Annotated in this window: 10 protein-coding genes and 2 pseudogenes; 9 read left to right on the top strand and 3 right to left on the bottom strand. The window is 57.4% G+C overall.

Going from position 1 to position 16333, the window contains the following annotated elements; genetic code table 11:
* Nucleotides 1–125: 125 nt before the first annotated feature.
* Genes AB8804_RS13120 through AB8804_RS13110 form a run of 3 tightly spaced genes read right to left on the bottom strand, consistent with a single transcriptional unit; the run spans nucleotide 126 to nucleotide 3608 of the window.
* A complete protein-coding gene (locus tag AB8804_RS13120) occupies nucleotides 126–1067 on the bottom strand; it encodes an ABC transporter substrate-binding protein (protein WP_112013219.1) in 942 nt (313 codons plus the stop codon).
* A gap of 28 nt (nucleotides 1068–1095) precedes the next feature.
* Nucleotides 1096–2091, bottom strand: a complete 996-nt coding sequence (locus AB8804_RS13115) for a ribose ABC transporter permease (RefSeq protein ID WP_371186778.1) — start codon at nucleotides 2089–2091, stop codon at nucleotides 1096–1098.
* Nucleotides 2092–2093: 2 nt separating this feature from the next.
* Nucleotides 2094–3608, bottom strand: a complete 1515-nt coding sequence (locus tag AB8804_RS13110) for a sugar ABC transporter ATP-binding protein (RefSeq protein WP_371186776.1) — start codon at nucleotides 3606–3608, stop codon at nucleotides 2094–2096.
* A gap of 226 nt (nucleotides 3609–3834) precedes the next feature.
* Here AB8804_RS13110 and AB8804_RS13105 point away from each other — a divergent pair, with 226 nt between their 5' ends.
* The 9 genes and pseudogenes from AB8804_RS13105 (at nucleotide 3835) to yjdP (ending at nucleotide 16170) form a co-directional block, all read left to right on the top strand.
* Nucleotides 3835–6114: an ATP-binding protein gene (locus tag AB8804_RS13105; RefSeq protein WP_371186774.1), complete on the top strand. Its 2280-nt coding sequence runs from the start codon at nucleotides 3835–3837 to the stop codon at nucleotides 6112–6114.
* A gap of 105 nt (nucleotides 6115–6219) precedes the next feature.
* A complete protein-coding gene (locus tag AB8804_RS13100; RefSeq protein WP_371186772.1) occupies nucleotides 6220–8772 on the top strand; it encodes a type VI secretion system Vgr family protein in 2553 nt (850 codons plus the stop codon).
* On the top strand, nucleotides 8769–10316 hold the full coding sequence (locus AB8804_RS13095) for a hypothetical protein (RefSeq protein ID WP_371186770.1): 1548 nt from the start codon (nucleotides 8769–8771) through the stop codon (nucleotides 10314–10316). Before AB8804_RS13100 ends, AB8804_RS13095 begins: the two co-directional genes overlap by 4 nt.
* Nucleotides 10313–11452, top strand: coding sequence for an Imm72 family immunity protein (locus AB8804_RS13090; RefSeq protein ID WP_371186768.1), 1140 nt, complete (start codon nucleotides 10313–10315; stop codon nucleotides 11450–11452). The genes AB8804_RS13095 and AB8804_RS13090 overlap by 4 nt, the downstream gene beginning before the upstream one ends.
* 4 nt (nucleotides 11453–11456) lie before the next feature.
* Nucleotides 11457–13247 carry a type VI secretion system Vgr family protein gene (locus AB8804_RS13085; protein WP_371186766.1) on the top strand — a complete coding sequence of 597 codons (1791 nt, stop codon included), beginning with the start codon at nucleotides 11457–11459 and terminating at the stop codon, nucleotides 13245–13247.
* On the top strand, nucleotides 13244–14380 hold the full coding sequence (locus AB8804_RS13080) for an Imm72 family immunity protein (RefSeq protein ID WP_371186764.1): 1137 nt from the start codon (nucleotides 13244–13246) through the stop codon (nucleotides 14378–14380). Before AB8804_RS13085 ends, AB8804_RS13080 begins: the two co-directional genes overlap by 4 nt.
* 4 nt (nucleotides 14381–14384) lie before the next feature.
* Nucleotides 14385–14639: pseudogene (locus AB8804_RS13075) on the top strand (type VI secretion system tip protein VgrG); the annotation flags it as partial.
* A pseudogene (locus tag AB8804_RS13070) lies at nucleotides 14614–15611 on the top strand (S-type pyocin domain-containing protein); the annotation flags it as partial. The pseudogenes AB8804_RS13075 and AB8804_RS13070, both read left to right, overlap by 26 nt.
* A 238-nt stretch (nucleotides 15612–15849) precedes the next feature.
* Complete coding sequence (yjdP, locus tag AB8804_RS13065; RefSeq protein WP_371186762.1) at nucleotides 15850–16170, top strand: DDRRRQL repeat protein YjdP; 321 nt, start codon at nucleotides 15850–15852, stop codon at nucleotides 16168–16170.
* The last annotated feature ends 163 nt before the right edge of the window (nucleotides 16171–16333 follow it).

Raw genomic sequence — 16333 nt, 5'->3', positions numbered from 1 at the left:
TCGGGGATGAAAAATTAATAGAACTGTAATAAAAAATCGCAATTATTGTTAATTTGTTGGCGCCTATTCTCCTTTCCCTGGCCCTCTCCCCAAAGGGGAGAGGGCATGAAAACCGCGTGCGGCCGTTACTTCACCGTCCAGCCCTTATAGCTGCCAACGTTCTTTTTATCGATCATCGTCACCGGGATCAGCACCGGCTCTTTCGGTGCGGGCTTGCCCTGGAGAATGTCATAGCCGATCTCCACCGCCTTCGCCGCCATCACCTGCGGGTCCTGCGCCGGGGTGGCCACGAACAGGGAGTTTTCGCGCTTCAGCGCCTCTTCGCCGTCGGGCGAGCCGTCCACGCCGACGATAAAGAACTCGCTGCGCTGGGCCTGCTTCGCCGCCAGATCGGCGCCGATCGCCGTCGGATCGTTGATCGCAAACACGCCGTCGATCTTCGGATTGGCGGCCAGCAGGGAGGTCATCACCTCCAGCCCGCCTTCGCGGCTGCCCTTGGCGTTCTGGTTGTCCGACAGCACCTTAATGTCCGGGTGGCGCTTGAACTCGGTCTGGCAGCCTTCCACGCGGTTTTGCACCGCAGAGACCGGCGGCCCGTTGATGATCACCACGCTGCCTTTGCCCTTCAGGCGGTCGGTGATGTACTTGCAGGCCATTTCACCCGCCTGGGTGTTGTCGGAGGTGATGGTGGCGTCCGCGCCTTCCGCCGCGACGTCAACCGCGACGACGACGATCCCGGCCTCTTTCGCGCGCTTGACCGCCGGGCCGATCCCCTTCGAATCCGCGGCGTTCAGGATGATCATGTCCACCTTGGCGGCGATAAAGTTATCGATCTGCGAGACCTGCTGGCCCAGATCGTAACCGCTGGAGACCAGCGTCACCTTCACGTTGTCCCCCGCCAGCTTGCGCGCTTCCAGCTCCGCGCCCTTGGTGATCTGCACGAAGAACGGGTTGGCTAAATCGCCCACCGTGACGCCGATGGACTTCAGGTCTTTCGCCTGCGCGAACGGCGTCGCGGCAAGCAGCGCGCCAGCACAGAGCGCGGTCACTAACGGTTTTAAACGCATCTTGTCTTCCTCACGTAGGGTATTGTTGTTATGCACTTTGGTGGTGTCGGGTACGGTATTTGTCGATCAGCACCGCTATGATGATCACCGCCCCTTTGATCACCAGCTGCCAGAAGTAGGAGACGCCCATCAGCGTCATGCCGTTGTTGAGGGTGGCGATGATCAGCGCGCCCACCAGCGTGCCGGTGATCGTGCCGATCCCGCCGACGAAGCTGGTGCCGCCGAGGATCACCGCCGCAATGGCGTCCAGCTCGTAGCCCGTGCCGAGGTTGCCGTTGGCGCTGTAGAGGCGCGAGGCGCTCATCACGCCGCCCAGGCCGGAGAGCAGGCCGCTCATGCCGTAAACGAACAGCAGCACCAGCCAGACCTTGATGCCCGTCAGGCGCGCCGCCTGCATGTTGCCGCCGACCGCGTAGATGTGCACGCCGAGCGTGGTGCGGCGCAGGATGAACCAGCAGAGGGCAATCACCGCCAGCGCGATGACCACCAGCCACGGCACCGGGCCGAGATAGTTATTGCCGATCCACTCGAAGCTGATATTGGAGTTGATCACCGTGGTGCCGTCCGCCAGCAGGTAGGCCGCGCCGCGCAGGGCGGTGTACGTGCCGAGCGTGACGATAAACGGCGGCAGCCCGGCAAAGGCGACCAGCGCCCCGTTGAACAGCCCCAGCACCATGCCGAGCATCAGCGCCGCCGGAATAGAGAGCATCGCGAACTCGGGAATGAGCGACACCACCATCGCCGCGACCGCCGTGGTGCCCAGAATCGAGCCGACGGAGAGGTCAATCCCGCCGGTCAGGATGATGAACGTCATCCCCGCCGCCAGCACGATGTTGATCGACGCCTGACGGGTGATATTAAGCAGGTTGCTCTCGGTGAAGAAGTTAGGGGCGATGAAGCCAAATACCGCCACGATCAGGATCAGAATCGGCAAAATGCCGACCGTTTGCATCAGATCGCTCATCAGCATTTTTTTGGCCGAGGCGGATTTCGCCGCCTGCTGCGGGTTGGTTGTCTGCGTCATGGTTATACCGCCTGGTGATGAGTGTCGTTCACGCCGGTTGCCAGCGTCATAATGCTTTCCTGAGAGATGTCGCGGCCGTGAAGCTCGCCCGCAATGCTGCCTTCGCGCATCACGTACACCCGGTCGCTCATGCCCACCACTTCCGGCAGCTCGCTGGAGATCATCAAAATCGCCACCCCCTTGCGCGCCATCTGGTTCATGATGCGGTAGATCTCGCTTTTCGCGCCGACGTCCACGCCGCGCGTCGGTTCGTCCAGAATCAGAATGCGCGGGCCAATCGCCACCCAGCGGGAGATCAGCAGCTTTTGTTGATTGCCGCCGGAGAGCCCGCCCGCGCGCACCTGGGAATGCGGCACGCGGATGTTGAGCAGGGCGATGGCGTCATCGGAAATCGACTGCGCCTTTTTGCGATTGAGCATGCCGAAGGTGGCGTCACGCTCGAGCGTCGCCATGGTGATGTTCTCCTGCGCCGCCAGCTCGAGAAACAGCCCCTGCTCCTTGCGGTTCTCGGTGAGAAAGCCGATTCCGTTCTCAATCGCCGCGCGCGGGGAGTGGATCACCACCGGCTCGCCGTCGACCTCAATCATCCCGCCGGTGGCTTTGCGCACGCCGAAAATCAGCTGCGCCAGCTCGGAGCGCCCGGCACCGACCAGCCCCGCCAGCCCGACGATTTCGCCGGAGCGCACCTGCAGGCTGCACGGCTGCACTTTTTTGCCGTCGGTGAGGTGGTGGACGTTAAGGCGCGGGCTGCCGAGCGGGATATCGCGCTCCTTGTTGAACAGGTCGCTGAGCGGACGGCCAACCATCATTTTTACCAGCTCGGAGGCGTTGAGCCTGTCGCGCGTCAGGCTGCCGACGTACTGCCCGTCGCGCAGGACGCTGACGCGGTCAGAAAGCTCATACACCTCCGCCATGCGGTGGCTGATGTAGATAATCGCCATGCCTTCGTCGCGCAGGCGCAGGATCAGCTCAAACAGGCGGTGGGTTTCGCGGGAGGAGAGGGCGGCGGTGGGTTCGTCCATCACCAGAATGCGGCTGTTGCGGTGCAGCGCGCGGGCAATTTCCACCTGCTGCTGCTCGGCGATGGTCAGCTTCATCACCAGGTCGGTCGCGCTGAACTGCGCGCCCAGCCGGTCAATCACCGCCTGCGCCTGAGCGGCCATCTCCTTGCGCTGCACCAGCCCGCCGCGCGACAGCTCGCTGCCGAGAAAAATGTTCTCCGCAACGGTGAGGTTGGGCGCGAGCTGCATCTCCTGGTAGATCAGGGTAATGCCCGCCGCCAGCGCGTCCTTCGGCCCCCTGATGTGAAACAGCTGGCCGTCGATGCGGATCTCGCCGCCGGTGGCGGTGTAGGCGCCCGCGAGGATCTTCATCAGCGTGCTCTTTCCCGCGCCGTTTTCTCCCATCAGCGCGTGGATCTCACCGGGGAAAACCGTCAAATCCACGCCCTTGAGCGCGTGAAAATGGCCAAAGGTTTTGGCTATGCCGCGCATCTCTAAAACCGGGGTTCTGCTCATGGCGGATCTCCTGTGAACGTCGATATCTGCACTTCATCACAGGCGCGTAAATGCAAAATGTCAGAAGCCGTTCATATTTGTCATAGTGATGAATAGCTAACGCGGATCGCATTTTACCCTCACCCCAGCCCTCTCCCTGGAAGGGAGAGGGAGCAAATCATTCCCTCGCCCCTTTGGGGAGAGGGCCAGGGTGAGGGGACACCCAACCGCACAGGAGCCCAACCACATGCCAGCACGCCCCCCGTTCTTCGCCAGCGCCCGCGGCCGCCTGCTGATCTTCAATCTGCTGGTGGTGGCGGTCACGCTGATGGTCAGCGGCGTGGCGGTGCTCGGCTTTCGTCACGCCAGCCGCATTCAGGAGCAGGTGCAGCAGCAAACGCTGGATGACATGACCGGCAGCATGAACCTCGCGCGCGATACGTCGAATGTGGCAACCTCGGCGGTGCGCCTGTCGCAGGTGGTCGGTGCGCTGGAATACAAGGGGGAAGCGGAGCGGCTGAAGGAGACCCAGACGGCGCTGCGCCGCTCGCTGGAGCAGCTCGCCGACGCGCCGCTGGCGCAGCAGGAGCCGGCGCTGGTGGCGCGTATTATTCGCCGCAGCAATGAATTACAGCAGAGCGTCACGGGGATGCTGGAGCGCGGGCAGCGGCGCCATCTTGAGCGCAACGCGCTGCTCAGCTCGCTTTACCAGAGCCAAAGCGAGCTGCGCCATTTGCAGGATATTAACCGCCGCGACGGCAGCAACGTGCCGGACGGACGCCAGCTTGCGGAGATGGACCGGCTGATCCTTGCCGCGATTGGCACGCCGTCCCCACGTTCCACGGTCCAGCAGCTGGATGAGGTCACGGCGATGCTGCCCCCGCGCGCCGACCAGCGGGCGGCGAGCGAGGTGCTTCCTGATTTTATCACCGAGCTGCGCAAGCTCGCGCCGCTGGCCAACCGGCTGGAGGAGAGCGAGCTGGCGATTAGCTGGTATATGTTTCACATCAAGGCGCTGGTGGCGATTTTAAACAGCGATATCAATCAGTACGTTGAGCAGGTGGCGCAGGCCTCACGGCTTCGCATGGCCCAGAGCCACCGGGAGCTGCGCTCCATCAGCGTGTTTATCAGCGTATTTGCCCTGCTGGCGCTGATCATCACCGGCTGCGCCTGCTGGTACATCTACCGAAATCTCGGCACCAACCTGACGGCCATTTCCCGGGCGATGTCGCGCCTTGCCCACGGGGAGCAGGACGTCTCGGTGCCCGCGCTGCAGCGGCGCGACGAGCTGGGCGAGCTGGCGCGCGCGTTTAACGTTTTCGCCCGCAATACCGCCTCGCTGGAACACACCACGCGGCTGCTGAAGCAAAAAACCACCCAGATGGAGATTGACCGCGTTGAGCGACAGGGGCTGGAAGAGGCGCTGCTGCACAGCCAGAAGATGAAGGCCGTTGGCCAGCTGACGGGCGGGCTGGCGCATGATTTTAACAACCTGCTGGCGGTGATTATCGGCAGCCTGGAGCTTACCGATCCGCAGTCGCCGGACGCGCCGCGCATTGCCCGCGCGCGCAAGGCCGCCGAGCGCGGCGCCACGCTCACCCAGCGCCTGCTGGCGTTTTCCCGCAAGCAGTCCCTGAACCCGCACGCCGTGGAGATGAAGCCGCTGCTGGAAAACCTCAGCGAGCTGATGCGTCACTCCTTACCTGCGGCTCTTGCGCTGGAGATTGAGGCGCAGTCCCCGGCGTGGCCCGCGTGGATTGACGTCAGCCAGCTGGAAAATGCGATTATCAACCTGGTGATGAACGCCCGCGACGCGATGGAAGGGCAAAGCGGCGTGATTAAAATTCGCACCTGGAACCAGCGCGTCACCCGCAGCGACGGGCGCAGGCAGGATATGGTGGCGCTGGAGGTCATCGATCGCGGTAGCGGGATGACGCAGGAGGTGAAATCCCGGGTCTTCGAACCGTTCTTCACCACCAAGCAGCCCGGCAGCGGCAGCGGGCTGGGCCTGTCGATGGTGTATGGCTTTGTGCGCCAGTCCGGCGGGCGCGTGGAAATCGACAGCGCGCCGGGGCAGGGCACCACCGTGCGGCTGCATCTGCCGCGCGCGACGATGCTCCCCGTCCCGCGCGACGAGGCGCTGGCTGCGGCCGCGTCTACAGAGAGCGAACAGCTTGTGCTGGTGCTGGAAGATGAGCCTGACGTTCGCCAGACGCTGTGCGAGCAGCTCCATCAGCTTGGCTACCTGACGCTGGAAGCCGGGAGCGGCGAGCAGGCGCTGAACCTGCTGGCCGCGTCCCCGGATATCCACGTGTTGATCAGCGACCTGATGCTCCCCGGCAGCCTCAGCGGCGCGGAGGTGATTAACCATGTGCGCAGCCATTACCCGCAGCTTCCGGTGCTGCTGATCAGCGGCCAGGATTTACGGCCGACGCCTAACTCCCGGTTGCCGGACGTGGCGCTGCTGCGCAAACCGTTCACCCGCGCGCAGCTGGCGCAGGCGCTGCGTAAGGTGAGGGGGATATGAGATTTCTCCGCTTTTTTCAGAATTTAACTCCTGTTTCAGCTATTTACAGCGCTATGCCCCCATGCAACCATCCTGATTAACCTCAAATTTATTCTGGTCTTTGTTATGGATAACTGGCTGGCGCTTTTCGACGGACAGATCCGCTATTTTCTGGATATCAACGACAGCCCGGTGAAACCGGACGTCCTGCGCTTTCGCGGCAGGGAAGCGCTGAGCGAGCCGTTCAGGTGGGATATCGAGTTCACCACGCCGCAGGGCAACATCGTCCCGGAAGACGTGCTGATGAAGTATGCATCGTTTCGCATGCGCAGCGGCAAAAACGTACACGGCATCGTCACCCGCCTGGAATGGCTCTCCACCACCGCAGACCAGTCCCACTACCGGCTCACGCTCAGCTCCCGCCTCGCGCTGCTGGAGCACACGCGGCAGTGCCGTGTTTTTCAGAACCGGTCGGTGCCGGAGGTGGTGGAGCAGGTGATGCGCGGCCACGGGCTGGAGGGGCCTGACTTTGAGTTTCGCCTGGAACGTACCTACCCGGCGCGTGAAATTATCACTCAGTGGCGGGAAACGGACCTCGAATTTATCCGGCGCATTCTGTCTGAGGTGGGCATTTTCTGGCGCACGGAGATGGATAACAGCCGCGAGCTGGACGTGTACATCTTCGCCGACAGCCAGCTTCACTACCGGTTTGACGCGCGCCTGCCGTACCGCGAGCCATCGGGCCTGTTCGACGGCGCGGCGGAATCGGTGTGGGACGTGCGGACCTGGCACAACGTTGTGACCGGCACCGTCGCCACGCGGGACTACAACTACCGCACCGCCTCGACGCCGATGGATGCAACTGTCAGCGTGCGCAGTGATGCGGTCACCACAGGGGAGCACTACCGCTACGCCGCGCCATACCGCGAGGCGGGTGACGACACCAGCCCGGAGCCGGAAACCGAATCCGGCGCGTTTTATGCGCGACTTCATCACGAGCGGGAGCTCAACAAATCGGCCCGAATCCACCTGTTCAGTAATGCCTCTGGCCTCGAGCCCGGGCAGGTACTGGAGCCGCAGGGTAACGTCATTACTGCCCTGAGGGAAGGCGTGCTTATCACGCTGGTGACCTTCCGGGGAGCCCGGGATTCCCGTCTGCACGTGTCGGTATGGGGCATGCCCTACACCGAACGTTACTGCTTCCGCCCGACGGAAATCCCGCGCCCTGAAATCCACGGTACCCAGCCTGCCCGCGTTGAGAGCCGGGAGAAGAACGATATTTACGCGCACCTGGACGAACACGGGCGCTACCGGGTCAGGCTCGACTTCGACCGCGAAGGCACGGAGCCCGGATACGGCTATCTGTGGCTGCGGATGGCGAAGCCGACCGCAGGCGATACGCTGGGCTGGCACGCGCCGCTCACCGACGGGACGGAAGTGGCGATTGCCTACAGCAACGGCGACATCGACCTGCCGTACATCGCGTACGCGCTGCACGATTCTGAGCACCCGGACCACGTGAGCCGCGACAATCACACCCGCAACGTGCTGCGCACGCCTGCGAACAACAAGCTGCGGATGGAGGATAAGCGCGGGGAGGGGCACGTCAAGCTCGCCGCGGAGTACGGCAAGACGCAGCTCAACAGCGGGCACCTGGTGGACGCACAGGGGCAGCGTCGGGGTCAGGGGGCCGAGCTGCGCACTGATGAACACGGGGCTATCCGCGCCGGAAAGGGGCTGTTTGTCAGCGCGGATGCGCAGCCGAAAGCGCAGGGCGAGGCACTGGACATGGATGCTGCCCTGGAGGAAATCGACCGGCTCAACCAGCAGCTGCAGCAGCTGGAAATGGCGGCAGAACAGGCGCAGGCGCTGAAGGCGGATGTTGACAGCCAGATAGCGATGTTTGAGCAGCGGCTGAAGCCGCTCAACGAGGCGCTGCTGATGTCCGCTCCGGAAGGGATGGCGCTGACCAGCGGGGAGCATCTGCAACTGGCCGCCAGCAAAAACGTCGCCATCAATGCAGGCGGGGATATCAGTGCAGGCGTCATGGGCAACATGACCGCGCTGGCCGGAGAAAAGCTCGGGCTGTTTGCGCGTACCGGCCAGCTGAGCCTGAAGGCAAGTGAAGGCCCGGTGGAGCTGCAGGCGCAGAACGCAAATATGCGGCTGTTTGCAGAAAAGAAGCTGACGATGAGCTCGGCGAGTGACATCTCCTTTGCCGGGAAAAAACGCATCACGCTGATAGGTGGCGGGAGCTACCTGCGGCTGGAGGCGGGGAAGGTCGAGTATGGTACGACGGCGATGTATCTGCGCAGGACGAAAAGGACGATGGCGGCGGGAGCTACGCCACAGCAGCCGGAAATGCCCTGGCTTGCCGACCCGGTTAAATCCTCTGCCAGTGCGCTGATGCAGTATCTGTATCACGACGATGTGCCGGTAGTAGGCGCGCCTTTCAACGCGACTCTCGCTGATGGCACTGTCCGGAAAGGTAACCTTGACGGTGCGGGATATCTGCATCTGGAAAACGTCCCGCCGGGGAGTGTGCAGGTTGAGTTCGGGCCGGATACCCGGAATTATTTACGTAAAAATAAGACCGATAATCAGTCGTTTGTTGGGGCATCGCTCAGCGATGCAGACATTGACTCATTGATAGCGAAGCACAGCGGAGGTGTGGGATGAGTGGGGTGAGCGTTGCCTGGTTTAAGGAAACCAGCCTGGAAACCGGAGAATGGATCTGGGGTACGCTTCAGGGGGCATTTAATGAAAAACAGACCTTCGGGCAGATCATTGTTGATGCGGCGATCGGCATGATCCCCCTGGTCGGCGATGTAACGGCAGTCCGCGATCTGATTGCTGTTTCGATGGGACTGGCAAAAGAACCGAAGAAACGGGAAAGCGTCACTGAATGGGTATTCCTGGTGATCCTGTTGTTTGCGCTAATCCCGGTAATTGGTGGCGTGATAAAAGGCGTCGGACGTCTGGCTCTGCGTGTGACAACAAAAGCAGCAGAGAATGTGGAAACCCTCGGAGATGTGATTAAGTTTCTGAACCGTATAGGCGAAGGCGATGCGGTGAAGTGGCTGAATAAGCTGAATGTCGTTGAGTATCAGGCGCAGCTGATTGAAAAGATGAGTGATTTCTGCAACACGATGATCACCGCCATTAATCAAATCCTGAAAGCCCGGGTCGGGCGGATGCTGCCGGAGAAATGGCAGGCGGACTTACTCCGGGTACGGGATGGTTTTGTGGCGCTGCAACAGCTGGCGGCGAGAATGATCCCGCAGGCGCTGAAAGAGCTGGATGCGAAACTGCGAGTGTTACAGGCGCTGGTGTATAAAGGCGAAATTCATACGATAGCGACGGGAACAGGACGCGCTGAAGTCCGACGTGAGGCTGAGGCGTATTTGATTGAACGTCCTCTGAGGGAAGCACCGAAGCAGGGGACGCGGTATCCGAGTGTTCATGCGGAGGAACGTTATAAAAAGAGATTACGCTTGAAATATTCAAAAGCTGGTTATCCGGATTTATTTGCGCGGCTTCCGGAGAAAAGTCCGGCATTTGGGGCAAAGCTGGTTTATGCCAATATCGCTTCTTTTAGCGGTGAAATTACCGCTAAAAGCGCCCGTGATATGGGGGGAAGTACAATTTATCGCGCTTTTGGTAATCCTACAGAATTAGCGCCCAACGGTTCTTGGGCGGCTGGCGGATTCTGGGGGTATCAAAAAGTGCCAAGCAGTGCTGAAGAATGGCGTCAGCTTTCAGCTGTACTGGATGAGTGGAACGGTAATGGTTTTCTGGTAGTGCTGCATTTGCCGGAAGACCTGGCAACACGTATGCCGGGTAGCAATGCCTGGCACGGTAATATTGCAGAGCAGTTCGGAAACGAAATTCCTGCCCAATATCTGCAGGGCGGTGGCGAACAGGTGATTATAAATCTGGACGAAACGTTGAAAACAGAGTTGAACCGCATCGGGGAACAGGTCAAAGCTACCGGACTGGCTACTAGCGTTGAAATTAACGGTGTGAAGGCCGAGTTTTATTCCACAAACTGGCAGGATGCTAACGGCGTGCATGGCTACAGTAAATCAGAAGGAATAGACCCACCCTATGCCACGACCACAAGAGAGTTACATGATGATGAACTGCGCAGCAAAGTTACAGACCGGGGGATACTTAACGCAGCACGCATTGAACACCAGATGACCACAGGGAGTGAGCAATGATTACGATTGAAAAGACAAAGTATCCAATGACAGATGAACAAGTGCGTCGCAAACTGTTCTGGCTGTTACAGCGACTGAGTAGCTATACCCTTTGGCAGCGTAAACGAGATACCTGGGCGTATTTTACACAGCAGTATGAACAGGCTCTGAAAACCTGGCCGGAAGAGATAACGAAGGGATTTTATTCAAAAGGAATTATTAGGGCATATGAAGTATTACGTCTATATGAGGAAGGGTTATCTGAATTGGCCGTGGGCAACCGGCAGGTGTGGCAACGCCAGACAGGAGCCTTTCACCAGCTTTTTAGGCCAGTGAGTTTAATTAGAACTTATTTTTATTATCCTTGCCATAACGAGCGCGGTGGTCAAGAGGAAGCTTACCCCCCTGAAATAGAAATATTGAATAAATTAAAAATCGCAGCAGAATTCAAAGGCGATAATCTGCTGTATCCGCCGCATGATAATGTTTGTAATATTTTTGACGCGGAATATTTACTGAACCCTGAAAATTATCGCCATCATTTCAGAACGCTGCCTTATCCGGTATTCCCTAAAGATCTCCCCCCTGTTCCAGAAAGTTGCGATATCATTATTAAAACCGATGACCCGGTGCCCTGCGATGGTATCTGGGAACCGGTAAAAATTCAGTATAATCATAAACTGCTGGTGATAAAAACCGATATTAGTGGGTTTAAAAATCTCGGGCCATATAATTATTTTATTCGTGGAATGCATGCTCCCCGCCAGGATTATTACGACGTATTAATTGAAAGTGACACAGAAATGGTTATCCCTGACGATCCAATCCGTTACCGGGATGTTCACTGGCGTCTGGTCTGGGAAGATACCCGCTACTGTGACGGCATTATTCCCGATGAATCAGAATATTTTCTGGATGACGCGTCAGGCAAACGCATTACCTGCCCGAGCGGGGAGCCTTGTCCGCATTCAGGCCACTGGGCGACCATAGCCGGAGGGCATCAGCAGTTTATTGATATTCAGGCCGGGCAGTTGATGCCAGAAGCAACCAAATATCAGAGCAATATTTATGCAGATGAATTTCATCTTCCTGCGATATGGAGCCTTTTACACCGTGATGATGGTGGGAGTGTTTATATAAAATTGGTGGATAGTTAAATTTTTGTATAATGCTTTCGACGGACAGACCCGCTACTTTCAGGAAATTAATGACAGCCCGGTAAAGCCGGACGTCCTGCGCTTTCGCGGCCGGGAAGCGCTGAGCGAGCCGTTCAGACGGGATATCGAGTTCACCACGCCGAAGGGTAACCTCGTTCCGGAAGACGTGCTGATGAAATATGCGTCGTTCCGCATGCGCAGCGGCAAAAACGTACACGGCATCGTCACCCGCCTGGAATGGCTCTCCACCATCGCAGACCAGTCCCACTACCGGCTGACGCTCAGTTCCCGCCTGGCGCTGCTGGAGCACACGCGGCAGTGCCGTGTTTTTCAGAACCGGTCAGTGCCGGAGGTGGTGGAGCAGGTGCTGCGCTGCCACGGGCTGGAGGGGCCGGACTTTGAGTTTCGCCTGGAACGTACCTATCCGCCGCATGAAATTATCACTCAGTGGCGGGAAACGGATTTGCAGTTCATCCGGCGCATTCTGTCCGAGGTGGGTATCTACTGGCGCACGGAGATGGATAACAGCCGCGAGCTGGATACCTACATCTTCGCCGACAGCCAGCTTCACTACCGGTTTGATGTGCGCCTGCCGTACCGCGAGCCGTCGGGTCTGTTCGACGGCGCGGCAGAGTCGGTGTGGGACGTGCGGACCTGGCACAAGGTTGTGACCGGTACGGTCGCCACCAGAGACTACAACTATCGCACTGCCACCACGCCGATGGATGCGACGGCCCGTGTGCACCTGTTCAGCAATGCCTCTGGCCTCACGCCAGGACAGGTGCTGGAGCCGCAGGGTGACGTTATTACTGCCCTGAAGGAGGGGGTCCTTCTCACGCTCGTGACCTTTCGGGGAGCCCGGGATTCCCGTCTGCACGTGTCGGTATGGGGCATGCCCTACACCGAACGCTGGTGCTTCCGCCCGACGGAAATCCCGCGCCCTGAAATCCACGGCACCCTGCCTGCCCGCGTTGAGAGCCGGGAGAAGAATGATATCTACGCGCACCTGGACGGGCACGGGCGCTATCCTAGTCTGCATGCGGAGGAATGGCATAAAACAACATTGCAGCGAAAATATTCGAAGGGTGGATATCCGAATTTAATGCGATATAAAGGTAAAAGTCCTGCTTTTGGTGATAAGGACGTATTTACAGACATTGCTTCTTTCAGCGGAAATATTACAGCCAGAAGTGCCCGCGAGATGGCAGGCAGCACCATTTTTCGCGCCTTTGGTAATCCGACAGATTTGGCACCCAATGGTTCCTTGGCTGCAGGAGGATTCTGGGGATATCAGAAAGTACCGGGGAGTGCGGAGGAATGGCGTCAGTTATCGGCAGTACTGGATGAGTGGAACGGCAACGGCTTTCTGGTGGTGCTGCATCTGCCGGAAGATCTGGCAACACGCATGCCGGGAAGTAATGCCTGGCACGGAAAAATAGCTGAACAGTTCGGTAGCGCAATTCCAGCTCAATATCTGAAAGGTGGTGGCGAGCAGGTAATTATTAATCTGGATGAGATGCTGAAAAAGGAGCTGAACAATGTTGGTGATCAGGTAAAAGCCAGCGGACTGGCTACTAGCGTTGAAATTAACGGTGTGAAGGCCGAATTTTATCCAACAAACTGGCAGGATGCTAATGGCGTGCATGGCTACAGCAAACCAGAAGGAATAGACCCACCCTATGCCACGACCACACGAGAGTTGCATGATGATGAACTGCGCAGCAAGGTGAAAGAGAGGGCGATGATTAATGCAGCCCGCATTGAACACCAGACGACTACAGGGAATGAGCAATGATAACTATTGAAAAAACAAAGTATCCAATGACAGATGAACGAGTGCGTCGCAAACTGTTCTGGCTGTTACAGCGACTGAGTAGCTATACCCTTTGGCAGCGTAAACGGGATGCCTGGGCCTATTTTGTGCAGAAGTATGAAGAAGCGTTAAAGACATGGCCGGAAGATAAATCTGATGGCTTTCATCCGAAAAACATTATCTGGTCTTACGATGCACTGCGTCTCTATGACGAAGGACTCGCTGAACTGGCTATGGGAAACCGACAGGTGTGGCAGCGTCAGACAGGGGCATTTCATCAATTAGCCCGTCCAGTTGGATTGATCGAAAGCTTTTTTTACCCTCTTTGTCATGAACGAGGAGCTCAGCAAGAACCTTATCCGCCAGAAGTGGAAAAACTTAATAAACTAAAGATTGCAGCAAAAATACATGGTGATTATATCATGTATCCACCACATGACAATGTATGCAACTTTTTCGATGCTGCATATTTATTAGAATTAGATAATTATGAATATAATTTTAATGAATTAGTGTATCCGACTTTTCCAGAATATCTCTCTACTGTTCCAGAACGCAGCGATATTATTATTAAAACCGATGACTCGGTGCCCTGCGACGGCATCTGGGAACCGGTAAAGATTCATTACAACCATAAACTATTAATTTTTAAAGGCGGCATCAGTGGATTTAAAAACCTCGGCGCTTATAATTATTTTATTCGCGGAATGAATGCTCCCCGCCAGGTCTATTACGACGTATTAATTGAAAGTGATACAGAAATGGTTATCCCTGACGATCCAATCCGTTACCGGGATGTTCACTGGCGTCTGGTCTGGGAAGATACTCGCTACTGTGACGGCATTATTCCAGATGAATCAGAATACTTTCTGGATGACGCGTCAGGCAAACGCATTACCTGCCCGAGCGGGGAGCCTTGTCCGCATTCAGGCCACTGGGCGACCATAGCCGGAGGGCATCAGCAGTTTATTGATATTCAGGCCGGGCAGTTGATGCCAGAAGCAACCAAATATCAGAGCAATATGTATGCAGAAGAAATTCATCTTCCTGCGGTATGGAGTCTTTTACACCGTGATGATGGTGGGAGTGTTTATATAAAATTGGTGGATAGTTAAATTTTTGTATAATGCTTTCGACGGACAGACCCGCTACTTTCTGGAAATTAATGACAGCCCGGTAAAGCCGGACGTCCTGCGCTTTCGCGGCCGGGAAGCGCTGAGCGAGCCGTTCAGACGGGATATCGAGTTCACCACGCCGAAGGGGAATATTTCCCCGGAACAGGTGCTGATGAAGTATGCCTCCTTCCGGATGCGCAACGGCAAAAACGTTCACGGCATCGTCACCAGCCTGGAATGGCTTTCCACCACCGCAGACCTCCCCACTCCCTCCTCCGGCCACCATGCGGGAGTTTAACCCCGAAACGCTGACTCCCTGGGTGACGCCGGTCTATGCAAAATCCTGTCTGAAAGAGAAAGGCTGTACTGATGCCGGTACCACAGAAGAGCCTGTAGAAAACTTCGGCCAGATGACGATTTTTGCCCAGCCGGTTGAAGATGACTGCTGTGGGTACGGTCATCAGCATGCTCCTGCCGAAGATGAAGAAGTTGTTCAGCATGCCCAGTCAGCCAAAAAACGTAAGTCTGACACCGGAGGCGAAAAAGCCCCCGCCGAAGCATCCACCGCACCGCTTGCACTGGGAGCGGCAACTGGCGTTATGACGCAGGTATGGGGAGAGTGGTCCTTAACCGGCGTACTGGGCGCCGCCCGGGGTATTCCGTATGTGGGGGCAATGATGTCCGCGCTGTATGTCCCGTCTGCGGGTGAAGGCAGCGGCAATGTGCCCGGACGGGATGAATTCTGGTACGAGGAAGAACTGCGGCAGAAAGCGGGAACCGGGGCTAAAGCGACGACCCGGGTCAGGTTCTTCTGGCGGCAGGACGAACAGGGCAACATGCGGGTCTACGGCGTTCATACGGGTGAAGGTACGCCGTATGAAGGTGTGCGCACGGCTGAAATGAAGTGGGTAAAAATAGCCGCTATGAGTTTACCCCCGCTCACGGTACTGATGGCCCGCTGATAACCTGGACGCCGGAAAGGCCGGAAAACGGCAACATTCCGTCGCATACGGGCAGCTATATCAGGCCCATTGACCAGGCTACAATTCTGGTCACGCCAATATCAGACGGAAAAGATGAATACACGACACCGCTATTCCCGGTGCCGGAAGAGAGGGATCTTAACTATTACATTCTGGTGTTCCCGGCGGACTCCGGGATTAAGCCGATTTATGTTTATCTGAAAGATGATGCACGAAATAAATCCGGAACAGCTACTGCAACGGTGTGAATCGCCACGAATAACCTGGACACCTTAGAACCGTTGATTGACCGATCTGAATTACGCTCTCGCGGCATTCCAGAGTAAATTCCAGCCGTTTCCCAGCAACCCCGCGCTTCCGGCAATCTTATGCGTGGTTCGTTCAATGGATGCCGGAATCCTGAGACGGGAAATTTGAGATTTCTCCGCTACACCCCAATTTCACCCTCTATTACCGTAACGCCAGCCCCCCTGTGAGACTGGCTTTATGAAACGTTACTCTACCGCTCTGTTATTTGGCCTGCTGTCGCTCACCAGCCAGCTGGCGCACGCCGATATTGTTGATGATGCCATCGGCAACATCCAGCAGGCGATCAACGATGCCTATAATCCCGGCAGCAGCCGCAGCAATGATGATGATGACCGCTATGACGATAATCGCCGCGCGGACAGCCGTCAGTATGACGATCGTCGTCGGCAGCTTGAGGAGAGACGCCGCCGTCTGGACGAACGTCAGCGCCAGCTGGACGACGATCGGCGGCAGTTAGAGGAAGATGAGCGCAGATTGGAAGACGATTACGATCGTTGAGCACGTGCGGCCTGATGCCCTCGCCCCGGCCCTCTCCCACAGGGCTGAGGAATCCCCAGAAAAATGAAAAGCACGATGAAGTGTGATCTACTGATTGCGCCAACAAAACAGAAGAGACCTCATCGTGCCTTTACATACAGTCTGCCAGAGATTTTTCTCCTCG

The organism is Enterobacter sp. KBR-315C3_2022, from assembly GCF_041399425.1.
In the GTDB taxonomy this organism is placed as follows: domain Bacteria; phylum Pseudomonadota; class Gammaproteobacteria; order Enterobacterales; family Enterobacteriaceae; genus Enterobacter.
The sequence above is the reverse complement of the archived record's forward strand: the minus strand, read 5'-3'. Positions and strand labels throughout refer to the sequence as shown.

Excerpts from the sequence above, each read along its gene's own strand:
- AB8804_RS13080 (WP_371186764.1), top strand. The coding sequence starts at position 13,244 with ATGATAACTATTGAAAAAACAAAGTATCCAATGACAGATGAACGAGTG.
- AB8804_RS13090 (WP_371186768.1), top strand. The coding sequence starts at position 10,313 with ATGATTACGATTGAAAAGACAAAGTATCCAATGACAGATGAACAAGTG.
- AB8804_RS13115 (WP_371186778.1), bottom strand. The coding sequence starts at position 2,091 with ATGACGCAGACAACCAACCCGCAGCAGGCGGCGAAATCCGCCTCGGCC.
- AB8804_RS13105 (WP_371186774.1), top strand. The coding sequence starts at position 3,835 with ATGCCAGCACGCCCCCCGTTCTTCGCCAGCGCCCGCGGCCGCCTGCTG.
- AB8804_RS13120 (WP_112013219.1), bottom strand. The coding sequence starts at position 1,067 with ATGCGTTTAAAACCGTTAGTGACCGCGCTCTGTGCTGGCGCGCTGCTT.
- AB8804_RS13110 (WP_371186776.1), bottom strand. The coding sequence starts at position 3,608 with ATGAGCAGAACCCCGGTTTTAGAGATGCGCGGCATAGCCAAAACCTTT.
- yjdP (WP_371186762.1), top strand. The coding sequence starts at position 15,850 with ATGAAACGTTACTCTACCGCTCTGTTATTTGGCCTGCTGTCGCTCACC.
- AB8804_RS13100 (WP_371186772.1), top strand. The coding sequence starts at position 6,220 with ATGGATAACTGGCTGGCGCTTTTCGACGGACAGATCCGCTATTTTCTG.
- AB8804_RS13095 (WP_371186770.1), top strand. The coding sequence starts at position 8,769 with ATGAGTGGGGTGAGCGTTGCCTGGTTTAAGGAAACCAGCCTGGAAACC.